This is a genomic window from Zooshikella ganghwensis DSM 15267 (genome assembly GCF_000428585.1).
GTDB classification, from domain to species: Bacteria; Pseudomonadota; Gammaproteobacteria; order Pseudomonadales; family Zooshikellaceae; genus Zooshikella; species Zooshikella ganghwensis.
On record NZ_AUAF01000018.1, the window covers coordinates 42,561 to 61,797 of the forward strand.

Genomic DNA, 19,237 nt, shown 5'->3' on the forward strand with positions numbered 1-19,237 from the left:
GGGTACGATAGTCAATTTTACCATTTACGTTTAACGGCAGCTTATCAACAATGTACCATTTCGTTGGCAACATATAGTCTGGTAACTGCTGTTGTAACTGCTCTCTTAACAATTGAATAATTTGATTTTCATCTTTACTATTCAGTGACTCATTTCCCTCAATGTCATTTACTATTTTGTCGACATCACACACTATAAAAGTAACCAAACAGCGACTCTTATCCTCAATATCCCTGCTAACAGCTGCCTGACAAACACCAGCAAGTTGTTCCAGTTGATATTTGATTTCTCCTAGCTCTATCCGAAAACCACGTATTTTTACTTGATCATCTATCCTTCCTACGTATTCAAGATTACCATCGGGTAACCAACGAACTAAGTCACCTGTTGCATATAACCGCTGCTTCTCCTGCTCACAATCAAACATTGATAGTTCTGCAAATGGGCTTAACCAACAAAACTTTTTTGCGGTCAACGCAGGTTGGCCAAGATAACCCAGGGTAACACCATCACCACCAATATATAGCTCACCAATAGCCCCCATCGGTAATAAATGCTGCTGCTTATCCAGTACATAGAGAGAGTAGCGCTTTAATGGTTTACCAATGGGCAACTTATTTTGCTGAGCCTGATAAGCTCCTAGCGTCGCACACACTGTTATTTCTGTTGGGCCATATACATTGATTAACGGTACTTTTTGGGACCATTCTGCCGCTACTTGAACATTACATGCTTCTCCACCAATAAACAGTTGTTGTAATCCCGACCAATATTCTACATCCAGAGAAAGCAGTAAACCGGGTGTTAAGAAAGCATGGGTTATACATAACTCCCTTACCTTTTGGTTTAATAACTTTGGATCATAATTAATTGACTTTGGCAGTAAGTAAAGACAAGCACCCGCATAAAATGCTATCCCCCACTCAAGTACAGATGCATCAAATGTTATTGCTGCAAACTGTAATACACGACTGCTAGCGTCAATATTAAAAACCGAAGCTGATTTAAAGAGATTTACCACATTAGCATGAGAAACCAATACGCCTTTTGGTAGCCCTGTAGTACCTGAGGTATAAATAACATATGCATAATTATCTGCAGGTATGGGCCTTTCACACTGTAAATTTTCTTTGGGTAGCTGTTGTATCTTGGCAAAGGTAATATCATCGTCAATGACACAAAGGAAAGTATCATGGTTATCTATTAATAGTCGTTCAAGCGTATATGAAATGTTTTTTTCCGAAATAACACACTGACAATGACCATCTTTAATAATATATTTTAAACGTTCTTCTGGTAGTTCTTGGCTTAGGGGTAAGTATCCAGCACCTATTTTCATTACAGCCATTATTGAAATAAATAAAGCAGGAGAACGCTCGAGATAAATACCGACTAACTCATTAGGCTTTACCCCTTGATGAATCAAGTAGTGTGCAAGTTGATTCGCTTGTTCATTAAACTCTTTATAACTCGACTTTGGCCATTTAGAAGCTAAGGCATTGTAGGTAGAGCAATACTATTTGAGATTATAGCCTGAATTAACTCATGTCTAATGAAAACCATGATATGAATTAATTCTAGCCTGTTGTTTCTAATAGCTTATTTTTAGCTGCCATATGTATTCAATAATGGCCAAAGTCGAGTATAAGTAATAGTATTTTCCAAGAAGTACATAGCGGGATTATTGGGAAATACCACAGCATTATGCTCTAACCACTGATGTACATAGTCGCCCTTAGGTTTGCAAACTTCCTTTCTGTAAACTTCTGAATGATGAAGCTTATTTTTATTTATATTTGGTAGTGATTTAACTGGATCAAAATCGTTAACTGACCAGCTGCGCAGTTGTTGATATTCATCAATACTACAAATAGGAAGCGCTTCAAGTAGCTGATCAGTATTTTCGATCATGAACGCCCAGATTTTTAACAGCCTTTTTGCCAACAATGAGACTTCCATGGGCGCAAAATAATCTTCACGATAAGTGATAGAAAGCTGCTGCCCAAAACGGTCACCATGATCCAGAACCCTAATATTTAACGGATAGGATGAATCATCTGTATATATATCCTCTAATCGATGTAATAACCCATTAAAGTCTGTATCTAGGGCAAAGGAGTTATAAGAAAATAGTACATCAAATAATCGGTCATTATGGCCACTAGCATGTTTGATCTGTGCAGTAGAAATACACTGATGACGATAAACATGTTTAATGACTTGGGCAACGTATTTGATTAAATCACTACACGTTTTTGCCTGGTCAACAGTAATATAAAATGGTAATACACCCGAGAACATTCCAACAACATCACGTTGTGCTTTTCCCTTCCGTTTATGTAATACTGAACCCAATGCAACAGTAGATGATTGCTGGTAAATTGAAAAATGAAGTGCTAAACCAGCCAAACATAATGCAAGTAGCCCACCAATATTTAATCTCTGTGAAGCTTCAAACATACCTTCTTTCATCAAGCGAGGCATAGCACAACAATAACTCGCCACGCCTTTACTTACTTCACCCAAATACTTTGCAGGTAAAAAGTTAATTTTTGGCGAGTGCAAATGGACTGTTTTTTTCCAGTATGCTTCAACTTTGCAGTAGTTTTCGGTTTTTGAATATTCTGTACTTTCAATAACACAAGGTAAATATTGCTGAGTATTTCCTTTCCACTCAACCCCTTTTATATTAGAAATATAGGCATCACCCAATTTATTAATAAGCTTTACGATGCCATAACCATCAACCACAATATGATGCGCTAAAACAACGAAAACATGACGTTGATCTGACTCAGTTAACAACACCACACGAACCAAGTCACCGCGGTCCAAAGAAAATGCATATGGGAGTTCATTCTTTAACCATGCTTGTAACTGCTGACTCTGATCTAAGGTTTGGCTAAAGTCAATTGTTGAAAGCTCAGGGTATTGCTGTACATTATACTGCTTTGGTACACCATCAACGAGTGTAAATCGAAGCCCCACAAAATCTAATGACTGAAATACTTGATTAACGGCTTTTGATAATGCTTCTTTATCCAATAAACCCTGCAACTCAATAATTAGACCGACGGTATATTTTGTTGAATCAGTTTCCTGACACTGATCGAAATAAATAGCTTGTTGCTCTGGGTGAAGTGGATAATGTGTATACTTCATAAATACTCCCTAATAAATTCAAGCACAATCAACAGCTACGTTAAGATTGTTTGCTATACCTTTAGCAAAAACGCGAATATGGCTGAATCAGCCATACTTTCATAGGTACAAAAAGTAATTGACGTGTTCTTTAGCAAAAAGAAGAAAAAGGCTATCATATGATCAACTCCTTGATGCTCACCTGTTGTGCATACTACAGGTAACCACTAATCCTAAAAAAAGCTTAATTATTGGACAAAAAGTGGCCCTTGGTGAAAGGCATATATACCCTTTACGAATAATTTTTAGGGTTTGTTGTCAGCGCTATTAAAACAACTAATAAAACAACTATGGTTGCGCTCGTAAGTCCTAACAGACTAGACTAGCACCGCTAAAAACTCATCGTTTTGGGCATATAAAACAAGTGAAGCCTATCAGAAATCAGCTGAATTTCCATCCGTAAAATACGAAATGTATCAAACTGCGTATTGATATGTATCAGGCAATGTCGTAGTAGCGGCTACGCTACAGATATAAAGCGTTTGCATTTCTTTTCACAAACGTAAAAGCCTATCTACCTTTTTCAATAGGTAGATAGGTTACATGTGGTATCAACTTTCTAACGAAGATAGAAAATAATCTGTTATTTCCTGCAACTTCACTAACTCGTCATTTAATACGCTTTCCTGGCGCTTATTATTTTCTAATTTGACAGGTTCTAACTGACTCAGTAACTTGGCTAGCAGTTTACCTGGTTGATCAAACAACTGCCCTACCTTTTGATATGTATTTTGGAGCTGTTGACCAAAATCAGCTAATTGGGTAATAGGAGAGCGATTATTCAACGCTTCAAAGCCTCCACCGTTAGCTGAGGCATATGCCTGCTGCATCTGTTGTACTTCAGTTTGTTGCAATGTCAGTGAAAATTCACTGAGCGTAGAGGCATCAATACCCAACGACAAAGCCTGATCAAATGCGCTGCTGACATTACCTTCAAAAAAATCATTAGCTAATGCTGTTACATCAGCTAATAAAGCATTAATCGCATTTAACTCAGACTCATTTAAATCCCCTTCAACACTCAACTGAAACCCACTTTGGTACTGTGTTTGATTAGTGCTGACCGCTGCTTGTCCTTGTTGCAAGTATCCATTTGCAGCTGAAAACTGTTTAAATGCATTTATCGTCACCACATCGCCCTCTTTCGTGGTAACCTGAAAGGAAAACTGATTATCTAACTGATAATACTGTTGATGACTACGTAGACTCGTCGTTTGAGGCTCTCCCCCTAGGGCAATATCACTTAACGAGATTTTATCCGCATAGTCAGTAAACCTACTCTGTAGCTCGTCAAGCCCTGCAGATACCAGATCAAAGCTGGTATCAATATCTGCTTCTAAGTTGGGATTTAATAAGCCTAAAGCCTGAAGATCCTCACGCGCTTGAGCAAAACCTTTTGCAACCCCTTCTCTTGCTTGCGCTAATAAATTTTGTAATCGCTCATTATCAGCACCTTCGGATTGTTCTGTGACTAAACGCTGCTCCACAAATTTTAAAATAGTATCGGCTACCTGCTCTGGTCGATACCCGGAAGATTCAGCTTTTAATGGTTCTTCAGCACCTAGCTGCTGCCCTACACGTTGTAATAACGTATTCTGCAACAGCTGACGTGTACTTCCCCCAGCAGACGACCGCATTAAAGCTTGACTGTTTGTTGCCGCTTGCTGATATTGTTCGGCATGTTCTGGCCGCATTGAGTTCAGTAAATGTCCTGGTGTGATATTCATTAATGTAACCTCCAGATCGCTCTCTACGACACTGACGCCATCGAACATGTCTTAAAGAACGTACTGATTCAGTCCTCTCTATATACTCATTATCGGCATACGCCGCCAACACTTTAAGACTGCTATACTCATTCACAACTCATAATTAAGTTGGAAGCCATTGCAAGCCATGACGGCGCAATCTAAGCAAAGAATTCACGACTTACTGCAACAATTAGGCCTATCTCCAGATGCTTCGTTGCATGATGTTAAACAAGCTTATCGACAACGCGTAAAATCATTACACCCCGATAAAAACCCAGGGCAAGATACGACTGCAGCGTTTCAACAGTTACAACATACCTACCAAACTTTGGTGCAGTACTACCAGTATGGAGCTCAGCCTCCGCCAGCCCAACCGCCCTCTCATCACACGAAAGAAGAAATCACCACACCTGTATCATTTGCTAATCAGGCCCCCAAACCGCCACCACCTATACCTAACCCTGTCATCAAACAAGCTATAGTTTGTCGGCATTGCCGTAAAGATAGACAAGGTTTGCGTTATCGCTGTTGGCAAAAAGTCACTGGTTTGATCATTATCACTCAACACAAACAGGTGTCAGGTATTTGGTGCCAGCATTGCAGCTTGCGCTTAGCACTCAAAATTAATATTTGGAATTTACTACTGGGTTGGTGGAGTATAACCGGGCCTTGGCATACCATTCGGAGCTGGTGGACAAACACTTTAGGAGGCAAAACACCGCTAGCCGAAAATAGTAAATTAGAATATCGACTGGCATTGCAGCATATTTCAAAAAGCCGATTTAATGAAGCAATCGGTCACTTGTATTGGTTGAAACACTATTGTCAAAATCAAGCGATGCAAGACAAAGTCAATCAGCTATTGCATCAACTGGGTGATCCCAGCGAGGCTGTCGCTCAGCCTCCAGAATCTACTCACTTCTTTAAAAGTCAGTTTATTTTGCTGAGCTTGATGATATTGTTTATTAGTCTACCTATACTTATATGGCAACAGGCCTTTGAACCACTTGCATTAGTCAGCAAACCACCCATTTCTGCAAATCCCATTGCACCAGAAGCCCAACATCAAGCTCTTTATCGCAGCCATCGCTTAGGAAGTCATTATACGCTTGACGCTGTCGCCTTACTTTCTGCTCCAGATATTAACAGTGCCATTATTACACGAGTAGGCCAATATGCACCTGTTAATGTAGTATCTAAAGGGCCTCAAGGCTGGGTGACACTATCAACAACTAAAGGCTTGCAAGGGTTTGTTGCTGAACAGCTTATAGGATTTGGCAATCATACGATCGCAAAACGTTACCAGTGCCAGCAATACCCTGGTCCACGCCCATTTAATGGTGAGCTATTAGGACAACATAATGGAAAAAAACGCTTATCCATCGATAACCCACACACAAACGATGCAATTGTTTTATTTAGACAACAAAATAAAACCGTTCAGTTAGTTTATATTTACGCTCAGCAGCAAATCCACGTTCAACGCTTACCTAATCGAATTGACAATATTATTATTCGCTATGGTCAATTTTATAACCACGCCTGCCGCACATTTACTGCTAATTTAGAAGAACGAAAAGAGCCCTTTACCATTATTAGCAACCAACAAAAGCTACAGTTATAATGCTTACGATATTGCTACTGACAAGCAAGAGCAAATTTAATACTCTCAATTACAACAATTAACTAAAAGATTGACAAAGTATTTATATTTAACTCTTTTTATTTTGCAAATATTGAGTTTTAGTGAGCTTAAATATATCACACTGCTTCCCCATCACGGTTTGAAAATGGCTATAAACTTCACCTACTTTTAGAGCCACACTCTTTGATGCTTTATTTTCCGGATGGATTAGACTAATCAGCTCAGGTGTATCAAGATAAGTGAACCCCCACTCAATTGCTGCCAGTGCCGCTTCAGTTGCATACCCCTTACCCCAATAATCAGGCGAAATCCCCCAACCTACTTCAATGCCCGGCCATCCTTCAGGCTCCCAAATTCCGACTCTACCCAAAAAGTCACTTGTTTTTTTATCCTCAACAACCCAATACCCAAATCCCTTTAAAACCCAATGTCCCGCAAGAATAGCAAGTACTCTCCAGCTTTCTGCTTTATTAACTGGCTGGCCACCACCAATATATCTGGCAAAATCAGCGTTTGCATTCAACATAGCAAATGCATCCGCATCGGCTAATGACCATCCTCTTAAGCGGAGTCGCGATGTTTCAATAATAGGAATTTCCATTTACATACTTCTCTTTTTTACAAATGTAATACCACTGCTTAAATTGTCATGTATACCCATAATGAATCATTTTTAGGTGTCAAAATAAAGTGGCATTATCTTTTGGGAAAGTGGCTGCTATTCATTAACGACATAGCGTGGTTTTATGTAACGATATGCATAAGGCGACTCAGAAATAGGGTAATCTGCTAATTGTTTGCCTTCTTTACTCCAATCCTTAGGCATCAAATCACCTAATGGTTGAACGGCTATAGACTGTTTCTGACACACAAAAAAAGGCATCGCAGCAACAGGCGTCAACGGTACCTGATGGACTTTATCTGTTGTGTTATCCTTATAATAAAAAATATTTCCTCGTGGATGAGGTCTGATAACTCGATAATCCGCAAATAATAACTCATTATCTGCTAACCCTTCCAAAGCCTCTACATTCATTCTTAACCGCACCAACTTTCCAGGCGCTATATTGTTATCAAAGTAAGGCTTATTACAAGCACCTTTACCATAGTGTGCTTCTGCTTCTGCAATGAGTCTGGATCGAAAGTCACCTACTGAAACCTGTCTTCCTCCTACCCCTTTTCTACGCCAATGGAATTGCACTTTAGCAATTGTCATAGGCCTTATTTCATCTTCTGGTGAAAACAACGGCACTTGACGATAAGCCTGCAAAAAAACGACCGTTTCTTGCCTTGGACCTCTCACATATTTATGCATATGACGTCGTATTCGTTGGGGTAACGCAGCCATAGCCTGGCGTAAACATTCTTTCTGTATATTAAATAGCTGAAGTTGCTGATAACTTTGCAAACTTACGTTTACAAGCCCTGTCAATCGTTTCGTAGTATTAATGTTTTGCTCAGGTGATTTATAAAAATCCGTTAAAATATCTATAATCGCCGCTTTCGTATTATGCGACTCTGGGGGTAATGATTCAACATGGATAGCGGTAGGGACTTCAGCTTGATCGCGAATGGGAATATGGCTAGCGCAGAATACCCGCCAATCACTATCATGGGCTAACTGATCACGCACAGTCTGGGAAATAGCCAATAATTTTTCAAATTCAATCCTGACAGCCTCTCGTAAAAAAGACTCTTCAGCAGAAAATTTTGGTGTCGTTATATGACCAGACATAAGCTCACTGTAATGTCCATTACTTAGATGTGAGCAGTTTTACTGATTAAAAGGGCAAAAGCAAGCATCCCCACCTTAAGAGGCTGTCGCAAAACTACTGCGCTTGCAAATACAGCGTTAAAAATCGGCTCAAAGTACTCATTTATTAAGTATAAACTCCGCCTTTTCGCCGATTTTTGCCTTGTCTTTGCTTCGCTCATAACCTTTTGCGACACCCTCTTAAAGCAAGAGAGAAGTGTTAGTGCGAAATCACTTTTCGAATCAGCTCATCATTTAACCACTGCTGCAGGAGTTGTACAACACGTGTAGCCACCACATCTGGCTCATGCCATTGGCACAGCTGCTCACAAAGAGAAGCAAAGTTATGTCCTTGTAGACTAAGCTCCAAAGCGACACGTTCATCTTTATGGACTGAGCGGAAGTTTGTCACTAGCCCCTTACGCCAAATAATCCAATCCGTCCGCTCTTCGACAATAGCTGGCGGTGTCTGTTGTTGCTCAAGGGCCTGCCATACTGCAACAGCATTTGTTTGCCAGGATACTATTTGCAGCGAAGGAACTAACTCAAGCTGTAATGTTGGCCACTGTTCAGCAGTCAACTGTTGTACATGATCAATGACGGCTATTTCACTTCCTGCCGCATCAAAGGCTAATCTTAAACGCCATTCCCACTCCGCTAATTCAGCAACAATTGGCATGGATTGATAATGTACTTGTTCACGAATAAATGCAGGTAAATATTGACCAAACCAACGTAAAGAAGGATCTGACGACGGATGATGTACAATATAATCAGATATCAGTTGGTTGAATTGCGCATCTCCCAACAACAGACCTAGACAGGGGTAATCTCCATCAAGCGCCTCTGTTAAACGTTGTTGATAAGCATTGGCATATATCGCCAACCCAGGCTGCTCTTTTGTCACATAGTTTGTAATCGGTGTAGATTGACCTTGTAAATGCCCTAAAAAAATCTTTTGTAAATCTGCCAACTCAACCATAGTGCTGCTCCTGCACACCCACTGATGGTATTGTACTCGTAAATTGATAACGACTGGTTACGGGTAATACGACAGATGCTTGCTGTTGGCTATAAATTGGCTCTGCGAGTGTCCTTGCATAATTTAACTCAGCCAGCAATTCAGAAAAAGTGGGCATGTTATCATCCCGCTCAATCATCGTAGAAACGGGACCAAATAACTCAGCAGCCACTTTATACAGCTGCCAAACAGGGTCTACCACAGGGGCATCATGGGTATCGATAATATAGTCTCCATAATCACTATGACCCGCTAAATGGTGCTGCATAACACGTTGAGCAGGCACACCTTTTAAATAATCAAGGGGATCAAAATGATGGTTTCGGGCACTCACATAAATATTATTAATATCAAGTAGCAACATGCAGTCAGCCCGTTCAACCACGTCACTTACAAAGTCCCACTCAGTCATATCTGATTCAGCAAATGAAACATAGCTTGAAAGGTTTTCCAAGAGTATTTGCCGGCCTAAATAATCCTGAACAAAGTTTATGCGCTCAACAATATGTTTAATCGATGCCTCATTATAAGGAAGGGGTAATAAGTCATGGCTATTTATGCCACCGACACTGGTCCAGCACAAATGATCTGAAATAAAGATAGGATTAATACGATCTGCAAGAGATTTTAAATTTTTTAAGTAGTGCTTATTTAGTGGATCAGTACTACCGATCGATAAAGAAACACCGTGCATAGCAATAGGATATTGCTCACGAATAGCATCTAAAAAATACAGTGGTTTGCCACCATCAACAAAGTAATTCTCAGAAATAATCTCAAACCAATCTACAGCAGGCTGTGTGGCCAAAATTTCACTATAATAATCTTTCCGCAAACCTAAACCGAAGCCATGGAATATTTTTTTCACAGCATGCTCTCACAATTTTTATCATTATCAAATCAGGTGTGGTAAAAAATACCTGGATATTAAATAACATCCAGGTTTACTCGCAAACATTTATACCCTTCATAAATCACTTTTCGGTTATATACCCTTCACGAGTGATTTATAGGTTTTGTTATCTTCACTCCTCAGCCCAATCACCTATTAATATAGGCTCATGGGGCTTCGTCACTCGATGGCCTCACCTAAAAACCATTCGTATTGGGTATAGTTAAGCGTTGAGTTCAACAAAAAACCATAAACTCAACACTCACAAAAAATTAAAGGCTTAACGCTAACGTTTATTCTTTAACCGTACCACCTTTTTCTTTACATTCTTCAGCCGACATATTCAGATAGCCCTGACCTTTACAGGAACCCATACCTTTACAGTCATTAGTGGCTGTCGCACAATCATTGTGCCCTTTACAACTATTGATACCCCAACATTTCACCTGATCTGCTTGGCCCGCCACAGCCAACTCTGCGCCCATCGTAAACAAGCCTGCTGCAGCAACGGCTAATGCAGTACCACTCACTTTTTTCATTGTGCTCATAATAAAGTTCCTAAACTCTGCAAATAATCATTAGCAGCTCAACTTATGTAGAAAGCAAGACTTTCGACCTCCTTTAGTCAGAGTCTATATCCTGACTAAACGGCATAATAAGCTGTGCTACAGTTTTTTGTTCACATGTAAAAAGCCATTCACATTGACTTTCAACTAAAGACAGCTAAGGAAAGAAAAAAATTTCATTAGTAACAGCAATTTTTTTCTCCTTATGAAAATAGTCGATTTTTTTTGGAGAGCACGTTTAATATCTACTTAAAATATTTTTACGACACAGGGTACTAAATCCAGCCTTTGTAGTGCCCTTAATATATTGAGCTATTACTGTTACTGACTTAAGCAAAACTGGGGTATAGCAAAAAGAAGGTGGGCAATACTTGAATTTGTTTGTGTATTTTTAGAGATACCCTTTTGTTTACACATGTAATTAGTTCCATTAATCAATGGTTTTACTCATATATAATTATCGTTAACGTTAGGATGGTCTAAACAGTGAGCTAAAAAAAATTCTTCAACGTGAAGATATAGTAACTGTGGTAGGGAAAGTACAAAGGCTAGCTATCCTTAACTTGGACAGCTAACCCGTAGAGTAACGTATCAATTTAGAAAATTAACCAGCGTACACCATAAGCCAGTAATGTGGTGCCACTTATTCCTACAAGGTACAACAACAAAAACCACCCCCAAGGATGCCGTATTTGATCTGCTGCAGTAGGCTCAATGGACTTTTTCATCATTAATACCCCCCATCCAAGGTATCCAGTTTACCGCTGAAGACCTTATAACCAAACAAGGTATACGCCAAAATCACCGGCACTAATACCAGTACTCCCGGTAAGATAAAATTCAAACTTTTGGCGGGTGCAATCGCTTCCCAAATTGTCAGCTGCCAGGGAATTAAAAATGGAAAGACACTCACCACCAAACCAATAAATGACAGACCAAAAACAGCGATAACCCATGCAAACGGCAGCCATTCACGCTCAGAAGGCTGTTTTAAGCCACACCATGTACGCCAGAGCGCATAACCTGTCAGTAAAGGCAAAGGTGCTAACCACAACATGTTGGGAAAGCTAAACCAGCGATCCATAATGCGTGCATCTAATAAAGTGGACCAACCACTCACCACACACAGTAAAACAGCAATAATCACCAACAGCATAATGGCAAGCTTACGACTGTGCTGCTGAATAGCCCCCGATGTTTTCCACACCAGCCATAAACTACCGAGTAAGGCATAGCCCACCATTAATGCAAAGCCTGTAAAGACACTAAAAGGTGTTAGCCAGCTCCATGAGCTTATCGTGAGCTGCCCTTCTTCTAATGTTAAGCCTTGAAGTAATACGCCCAACATTAAGCCCTGACAGAATGTTGCAATTGAAGAACCCGCAAAAAAAGCAAAATCCCACCAATGCTTACTGGTAGTTGCTTTAAACCGGTATTCAAAAGCAACCCCTCGAAAAATTAATGCCCATAACATGATCATAACGGGCAAGTATAAATGGCTAAGTACTAAGCTGTAGGCTGGTGGAAAAGCAGCAAACAATAAAACGCCTCCCAACACCAACCATGTTTCATTACCATCCCAGATATGTTTAATGCTGTTCATCATCAACAAACGTTCATCAGGCTGATACCAGGGGTAAAGTATCCCTAGCCCTAAATCAAAGCCATCCAGCACAACGTACATAAAGACGCCAAAACCCAACAATAAAAACCAAACAATTGCCCAGTCCATAATTACTCCTTAGGATGGTATGCCGGTTGTTGTAGATGAAGTTGTTAAATACTCAGCCGATTGTGATTTTATGGACTCTTTTTCATCAACCGTTGCATCTATTGAGGGCAAACGTTTTAATAACTTACGCATGAAATAAAGATACACAGCAAATAGCAGGCTGTAGACAATAACAAAAAGAATCAAGGTGAATAGCACACGCTGCTCCGGATGAGCTGACACCATGTCATTAGTTCTTAAGAAGCCATGGACTAACCAAGGTTGTCGCCCGACTTCAACAACATACCAACCTGCCAGTGTTGCTACCAAACCTGCTGGAATCATCCACTGCAAGCCTTTATGAAACCAGTTAGCACTATACAAATTACCACGCCAACGTAACCATGCACCTACTACAGCAGCTAACAGCATCAGCATGCCAATGCCAACCATGATTCGGAAACTATAAAAAACCACTGCCACTGGAGGTCGTTCATCCGCAGGCACAGACTTTAAACCTTGTAATGTACCTTGTGCATCATGGGTTAAAATCAAGCTTGCCAAGTATGGAATTTTAACTTCAAAGTGGTTTGTTTCCTGCTCTTGGTCTGGCACCGCAAATAAGCGTAAACCTGCACCCTGCTCAGTTTCCCAAATGCCTTCCATAGCAGCGACTTTAATAGGTTGATGCTCAAGTACATTAAGTCCATGAAGATCACCGACCCAAGCTTGCAGTGGAGCAAGTACCAAGGCAGCCCACAAAGCAACACTTAAGCCTTTCTGCGCCACAGGATTTTGTCGATCTTTACGTATATGCCAGGCTGAGACACCAGCTATCAAGAACGAAACTGTTAAGAAGGAAGCCAGCAGCATATGCACTAGACGGTAAGGGAAAGAAGGATTGAATATCACCTCCATCCAACTTACTACTTGAAATACACCTTGCTTATCCAATACCGCACCCGCAGGTGTCTGCATCCATGAGTTGGCGGCCAATATCCAAAATGCCGAGATAATAGTGCCTATTGCGACAATAACCGTCGCCGCAAAATGCATTCGCTCACTGACCCGATTCCAGCCAAAAAGCATAATACCCAGAAAACCCGCCTCAAGAAAAAAAGCAGTTAAAACCTCATAGGTTAACAATGGGCCTAATACGGTTGATGTCGCCTGAGAAAACTCGCTAAAGTTAGTGCCAAATTCATAGGATAAAACGATGCCAGACACCACTCCCATACCAAAGGTTACTGCAAATGGCTTTATCCAAAACAACAACTGGGCACGATAAACGGGATTTCGGGTTTTCAGCCACAATCCTTCCATGATGGCCAGATAACTTGCTAAGCCTATAGTGATCGTGGGAAATAAAATATGAAAACTGACTGTCCAGGCAAACTGAATACGCGATAACAATGCACCATCCATTTCCATCATCGTTACCCCCTGCCTTGCTCACCTACCCCGACATCAGCGCGTCGACTTTGCAGCCCATGGCGCCACTGAGCTATACCACCAGGCACGAGTGCCAGACTAATAATACAAACAAATGTCAGCAGGTCTTGCCACACAAGAGCAGAACTCATATGCTTCTCCTACAACTTATACTTCAAAGTAATAAATGAAAAAGTTTTAATACTCTTCATTTATACAAATATCATGCCATATCTCTTATATACTCCAATTGCACTGATTTATATCAAGTTTCAACAAAGTAAACCCACCCATCTGTAAACCTTGTTTACAGTTTGATAGACTAGTCAGTGTAAACGCCGTTCACAGTCCAACCCATAACAGTGACTCACAGAACCTTTCAGCCACACCCAGTGTTGATAGCGATCGGCCTATAGTCTTGTTTAAGGGAATACTTAATCTGGAAAACAAATGTCTTTATTGCTTGTTTTTAACACAGCGATGCTGATAACAACGTTGGCAGGAACTGTCGTTGGTTGCTGGCTATGCTGGGGTATTAAAGAACCTCAACAGCTCGCCCTTCGCCCACTAGGTGGGTTTTGTTTAGGTATGGCTATTTGGTGCGGAAGCCATGTCCTCATCCAGCATAGCCATCCAGTCATGAGTCAACTGGGCCTTTTGGGGCTACTGGCAAATCCTTTTATACCTACCACATTTTTACACTTTGCTTTGCTGTTTATTGCGCCTGGAGATAACCCTCAGCAACTTAGGCAACGTTTGCGCAAGCCAATTGCCATATTGTATTTACTGGCCCTGGCTGTCACATTAGTCAGTTTTAAGACAACTGATGCATTTCTGCTTCCCTGGCTGGTATTTCCTGCATTCATTGTGCTAGATACCCCAGGTTGGTTAAACCTGTTCTACACCATTGTTGTGGGTGTCATCGCCCATGCTATTTTAATCTGGGGATGGCACATCAGTAGTGCCAATAAACGTCGCTCGATTGTCGCATTATTTTTAGCTGGTGGCTGGGGATTGGTACTCGCCAGTAGTTTTGTCTTGCCATCACTGGATATAGCCTGGTTTCCCTACCCTATGTTACTGCTGCCCAGTTATGTTTTACTACTGGTCTATGGCATTGTGCGCTACCAGCTTGTAGTGGTTAATCGTTGGGCTGTACGTGCCGTATTTTGGCTGTGTATTTTACTCACATTATTACTGCTTATTACGTTATTCACTTCAGTTGCAGACTTACTGGGGGCAGAACCATTCACAGATATCCCTCTTTGGGAGTTATGGTTATATTCTGCCTTTGTACTATTCATTGGCAGTTCACTCTATCGACCCGCACAGCGCATTGCCGAAAAGTTAATTTATCCTGGAGCACAGCTTCGCGAGCAAACACTTCAATACTGGCTTTCCACCTTACAAAACTGCGGTAGCTGGGAAACGCTAAAACAAACAGCAACCCAGTTACTCGAAAAACATTTGTCTATGCCAGTGCATATCTGTTTTGAACAGCCCAGCGCCTCAAACACAATACCTACCCTTTTTTGCAAACGTCATCACCAAGGCTGGCAGTTGCATTTGCTACATTGGGAAAATGCAACACCTGCCGCTATTCATGTCGCTGAAATGTTTGGCACCTTATTGGCCAGCAGTTGCCGAGGACTTCAGCAACAACTTTACCTGGCAGAACAAACACAACAACGTTTACAAGAGCAACATTTAGTTGAATTAGGCGCGTTAGCGGCTGCAATGGCGCATGAATTACGTAACCCTTTAAATATTATTGCAATGGCCAGTACCCAGTGTGACCAAACCACCCGACATCATATCAAAATGCAGATCGAACGGGCTGACCACTTAATTACTGATATGCTTTGCTATGCAGGTCCCTTATCCTTACAACTTGAACCACTCACATTGCGCCCTTTTTGTCAGTCTATCGCCCACTATATTGAACAACGCTACCAAGTACCTATTTCAATAGAGGTAACGAATGATCTCACTCTAAATGCAGATCGCCACCGTCTACAGCAGGTATTAACTAATTTATTAGAAAATGCTGCAGCATTTACCCGCAATGTCACCAATGGTCAAATACATATTTCAGCTATCAAGACAGCCAATAACACCTTACAGCTAGGCATTCATAATAATGGGCCAGCCATACCCGAAGAAATCCAACAACATTTATTCCAGCCTTTTATCAGTAAACGACAAGGTGGGAGTGGATTAGGTCTGGCTATCATCAGGCGAATCATGGATGCCCATCATGGTCAAGTGTGGCACACCCAGATCGAACCCTGGTCCTGTAGTTTTATTTGTGAATTTCCCCAGCATGGGGCCGAAGATGATGCAAGTAGAGAATAACAAAATGGCAGAAAAACTTATTTTGACGCAACGAATTTTACTCGTGGACGACGAACCTGCCTTTTGTGAACTTTGTAGTCAATGGCTACGCCAGGTGGGTTATCATGTTGATAGCTGTCACGATATAGCCTCAGCTCAGCAACGACTACAACAGCAGTCGTATAGTTTAGTGCTGTTAGACTTAGCCCTTCCACCTTCTTTTACGCCACAAGAAGGACTGAAACTACTAAACGACATTAGCACTATTCCTGTTATCGTTCTCACTGGTCATGCTGATCGAGAACTAGCACTTGCCGCTATCGCTCAAGGAGCCTGGGATTTTCTAGCCAAACCGGTTGATCCCGACATGTTAGCGATTGTTGTCAAACGAGCATTAACCAAACACAGCCTGGAAAATGAAGTACAACAGCTAAAAGCACAACTTGCGGAACAACAAACAGCACTTGGTTTAATTGGTGTCAGTCAGCACACTGAAATGTTGCGTAATCTGATTAGCCGTATTGCACCAACAGATGTATCGGTTTTAATCAGTGGACCCAGTGGAACAGGTAAAGAAGTGATAGCCAAAACCATACACCAGCTCAGTTATCGAAAAAATCAACCCTTTATCTCAGTGCATTGTGGCGCTATACCCAGCGAGCTATTAGAAAGTGAATTATTTGGTTATAAAAAAGGGGCTTTTACTGGTGCAGATCGTGATCGCCAAGGACTTTTAGCCCTTGCTCACCAAGGCACATTATTTTTGGATGAAATCGGTGAAATGCCACTGAATATGCAAGTCAAATTATTACGGGTCTTACAGGAAGGTAAATTCTATCCAGTGGGTGGCAGAGAAATTGTATCCATTGATGTACGTTTAATCAGTGCCACAAATAAAGATTTACCTCATGCCGTTAACACTGGCACCTTTCGTGACGATCTTTATTATCGGCTTAAAGGTATTACCATTAGTACCCAACGTCTTGCTGATCGGCCAGAAGATATTCCTATATTAGCGCAGCACTTTTTGCAACATTACAGCCAAAAACACCAACGGCCTCTACAATTGGATGCAAATGCTTTACATTGGTTTATCACTCAGCCTTGGCCAGGCAATGTGCGTGAATTAAAAAATACCTTAGAAAGTGTCGCCGCTATTGCTCAGCAGCCTGTCATAGGTATTAATGATATTGAGTTTTTAAATGGAAATAAACTTTCTCAATCATTTAATACAATTCCAGAGCTGTCTAATGAAACCCTTGATAATCAAGTACGACATTTAGAAATACGATTAATCCTTGATGCATTACAACAGGTTCAAGGAAATCGAACACATGCCGCACGTAAATTAGGTCTATCCCGTCAGGGTTTATTAAAAAAAATGGAACGCTATGGTATTCAAGATATTGACCACAGCTAGTCAACTTTATTAAGGCCTGTTAGAAGTTAAATATATTACACTTGTTTTGTGCTATATTAACCAAATCAATGCATGACTACTGGTTCAGCATAATAAAATATGTCACTCTTAACTGACGTGTAATAACAACGTTTAAAACTATTTATCACTCAGGAAGATTGTATGTTCAAACGTGTTGCTGCAGATGCTTTGGGTTTAAGTGATATTGGAGAAATCATCGACCCACAAGACTTCGACAAAGTCGATGCTGATGACTACGTCATGCATGAAGACAACGAAAAAATCTATTGTTTGATCAAATCAAAAACAGATGAATACTGTTTCACCAATCTGGCACTTATTCATCTTGATGGCACCAGTGCCCTCAGCAAAAAAAGACTACTAAAACGCTTTAGTTATCATGACCACGATATTCGCGATGTTTTACTTGAGACAGCGGGCACAGTAGATTTAGATGCCGAAATCAAGTTTTCGATTGGTAGCACGTCATACTCTATCGATGTCAAAAAAACACAAATAGAACACCTGAAAGACTTATACAAAACATTATATTCAATTAGTGCTATTCAAAAAGAGAATAGCCACCATTACCGCACGGCAGAGCGAAGTATAGAGCTGACATCAAATGCAGTACACCGCTCTTCAAGCTCAACTACACTAGAAGAACAATTTAAAGAAATCAACCAGCATATTTTCAACTGGTTACACTCAGCCCGTAAAGCCTATTGTCGTAAAGACTTTGGAGAGATCTTCGAAAAATATATTAATAATTAATATAATTTCGTTGGGCTTCCTTTTATAAGAGAAGCCCTAGCAAGCACGTCTAATTAGCCTTTCTTAACTCACGGCTTTACTTGCTATCCTTATTCATCATCTATCTATACCCTTCACGAATCATTTTTATGTGCGCTATCCATAGCGCTCACCCTAACGGGCCAGCGAAGCTGTTCTAATGTGTTCCCGACACATTAGTAGGGTTTGTTGTCAGCGCTCTTGACCACCAAGGATGGCATTTAATTACCCATAAATTTGCAATGAATACAAGGTTATGTCACTTTAGTTGCCAAAAGTGGACTTTTGGGCAAAAAACAATGGATTCTTGGCTAAATGAAGAGCTGTCAGGATGTGCATTTAAAGATCAGCGTTTGACAACTCGTTTTAAAAGTATTGTTGCTTGTTTATCCGAAAAAAGTGGTAAATCCATACCTGAGATATGTGAGGAGTGGGCATCCACTAAGAAGGTGTCTTAAAAATCAAAATTTAAGCAACTCTTTTGACTAAAATATGCAGCATAGCAATGTGAATCATTGCCTCACTATTTCTCGTTAAAACTTCATAATCTTTAGAATGACGCCTATAGCTGATTAACCATGAAAAAGTACGCTCAACAACCCAGCGTTTTTTTACAACATTAAACCCTTTACCCGCTTTTTCAACGACCTCAAGTATTATGCTACGAGTGATTTCATGGGACTCTTTTACCCATTCAACGACTGGATTACCTGAATAACC

The 19,237-nt window shown here is 40.6% G+C and carries 17 protein-coding genes and 1 pseudogene; 5 read left to right on the forward strand and 13 right to left on the reverse strand.

The window, feature by feature from the left end; all coding sequences use genetic code 11:
* Position 1: 1 nt before the first annotated feature.
* The 3 genes and pseudogenes from F607_RS35410 to F607_RS0106410 all read right to left on the reverse strand — a co-directional run.
* Positions 2-1,486: pseudogene (locus tag F607_RS35410) on the reverse strand (amino acid adenylation domain-containing protein); the annotation flags it as partial.
* Positions 1,487-1,605: 119 nt separating this feature from the next.
* Positions 1,606-3,162: a condensation domain-containing protein gene (locus F607_RS0106405; RefSeq protein ID WP_027707429.1), complete on the reverse strand. Its 1,557-nt coding sequence runs from the start codon at positions 3,160-3,162 to the stop codon at positions 1,606-1,608.
* A 590-nt stretch (positions 3,163-3,752) separates the two neighbouring features.
* Entirely contained in the window at positions 3,753-4,928 is a 1,176-nt protein-coding gene (locus tag F607_RS0106410) for a DUF5610 domain-containing protein (protein ID WP_027707430.1), read from the reverse strand.
* 169 nt (positions 4,929-5,097) lie between these two features.
* On the opposite strand from F607_RS0106410, the gene F607_RS0106415 reads away from it, so the two are divergent.
* Entirely contained in the window at positions 5,098-6,576 is a 1,479-nt protein-coding gene (locus tag F607_RS0106415) for a DnaJ domain-containing protein (RefSeq protein ID WP_027707431.1), read from the forward strand.
* A gap of 88 nt (positions 6,577-6,664) precedes the next feature.
* Here F607_RS0106415 and F607_RS0106420 read toward each other — a convergent pair whose 3' ends face one another.
* The 9 genes from F607_RS0106420 to F607_RS33980 all read right to left on the reverse strand — a co-directional run bounded on the left by F607_RS0106420 (position 6,665) and on the right by F607_RS33980 (position 14,123).
* Positions 6,665-7,198: a GNAT family N-acetyltransferase gene (locus F607_RS0106420; RefSeq protein ID WP_027707432.1), complete on the reverse strand. Its 534-nt coding sequence runs from the start codon at positions 7,196-7,198 to the stop codon at positions 6,665-6,667.
* Between the two features lie 117 nt (positions 7,199-7,315).
* Positions 7,316-8,332 carry a hypothetical protein gene (locus F607_RS0106425; RefSeq protein WP_027707433.1) on the reverse strand — a complete coding sequence of 339 codons (1,017 nt, stop codon included), beginning with the start codon at positions 8,330-8,332 and terminating at the stop codon, positions 7,316-7,318.
* Between the two features lie 238 nt (positions 8,333-8,570).
* Positions 8,571-9,332: an HvfC/BufC N-terminal domain-containing protein gene (locus tag F607_RS0106435; RefSeq protein ID WP_027707434.1), complete on the reverse strand. Its 762-nt coding sequence runs from the start codon at positions 9,330-9,332 to the stop codon at positions 8,571-8,573.
* On the reverse strand, positions 9,325-10,239 hold the full coding sequence (gene bufB, locus F607_RS28410) for an MNIO family bufferin maturase (RefSeq protein WP_084611136.1): 915 nt from the start codon (positions 10,237-10,239) through the stop codon (positions 9,325-9,327). Before bufB ends, F607_RS0106435 begins: the two co-directional genes overlap by 8 nt.
* A gap of 317 nt (positions 10,240-10,556) precedes the next feature.
* Entirely contained in the window at positions 10,557-10,811 is a 255-nt protein-coding gene (bufA2, locus tag F607_RS0106445; RefSeq protein ID WP_027707435.1) for a BufA2 family periplasmic bufferin-type metallophore, read from the reverse strand.
* A 614-nt stretch (positions 10,812-11,425) separates the two neighbouring features.
* Positions 11,426-11,560, reverse strand: a complete 135-nt coding sequence (locus F607_RS35750) for a hypothetical protein (protein ID WP_267910734.1) — start codon at positions 11,558-11,560, stop codon at positions 11,426-11,428.
* A complete protein-coding gene (cydB, locus tag F607_RS0106455; RefSeq protein WP_027707436.1) occupies positions 11,560-12,561 on the reverse strand; it encodes a cytochrome d ubiquinol oxidase subunit II in 1,002 nt (333 codons plus the stop codon). Before cydB ends, F607_RS35750 begins: the two co-directional genes overlap by 1 nt.
* Positions 12,562-12,570: 9 nt before the next feature.
* Complete coding sequence (locus F607_RS28415; protein ID WP_338112610.1) at positions 12,571-13,974, reverse strand: cytochrome ubiquinol oxidase subunit I; 1,404 nt, start codon at positions 13,972-13,974, stop codon at positions 12,571-12,573.
* 2 nt (positions 13,975-13,976) lie between these two features.
* Entirely contained in the window at positions 13,977-14,123 is a 147-nt protein-coding gene (locus tag F607_RS33980) for a hypothetical protein (RefSeq protein WP_157365392.1), read from the reverse strand.
* A gap of 298 nt (positions 14,124-14,421) precedes the next feature.
* Between F607_RS33980 and F607_RS28420 the strand changes: the two genes are divergently transcribed.
* From F607_RS28420 to F607_RS28425, 4 genes are all read left to right on the forward strand, one after another.
* Positions 14,422-16,326, forward strand: coding sequence for a sensor histidine kinase (locus F607_RS28420; protein WP_051311002.1), 1,905 nt, complete (start codon positions 14,422-14,424; stop codon positions 16,324-16,326).
* Positions 16,307-17,725 carry a sigma-54-dependent transcriptional regulator gene (locus tag F607_RS0106475; protein ID WP_230400370.1) on the forward strand — a complete coding sequence of 473 codons (1,419 nt, stop codon included), beginning with the start codon at positions 16,307-16,309 and terminating at the stop codon, positions 17,723-17,725. Before F607_RS28420 ends, F607_RS0106475 begins: the two co-directional genes overlap by 20 nt.
* A 162-nt stretch (positions 17,726-17,887) precedes the next feature.
* Positions 17,888-18,499: a PH domain-containing protein gene (locus F607_RS0106480; protein ID WP_027707438.1), complete on the forward strand. Its 612-nt coding sequence runs from the start codon at positions 17,888-17,890 to the stop codon at positions 18,497-18,499.
* Between the two features lie 317 nt (positions 18,500-18,816).
* On the forward strand, positions 18,817-18,975 hold the full coding sequence (locus F607_RS28425; RefSeq protein WP_169719769.1) for an IS4/Tn5 family transposase DNA-binding protein: 159 nt from the start codon (positions 18,817-18,819) through the stop codon (positions 18,973-18,975).
* Positions 18,976-18,985: 10 nt separating this feature from the next.
* Here the strand turns inward: F607_RS28425 and F607_RS0106490 are convergent.
* Positions 18,986-19,237, reverse strand: a 252-nt coding sequence (locus F607_RS0106490) for a transposase (protein ID WP_027707439.1), incomplete at its 5' end; no start/stop codon positions are given.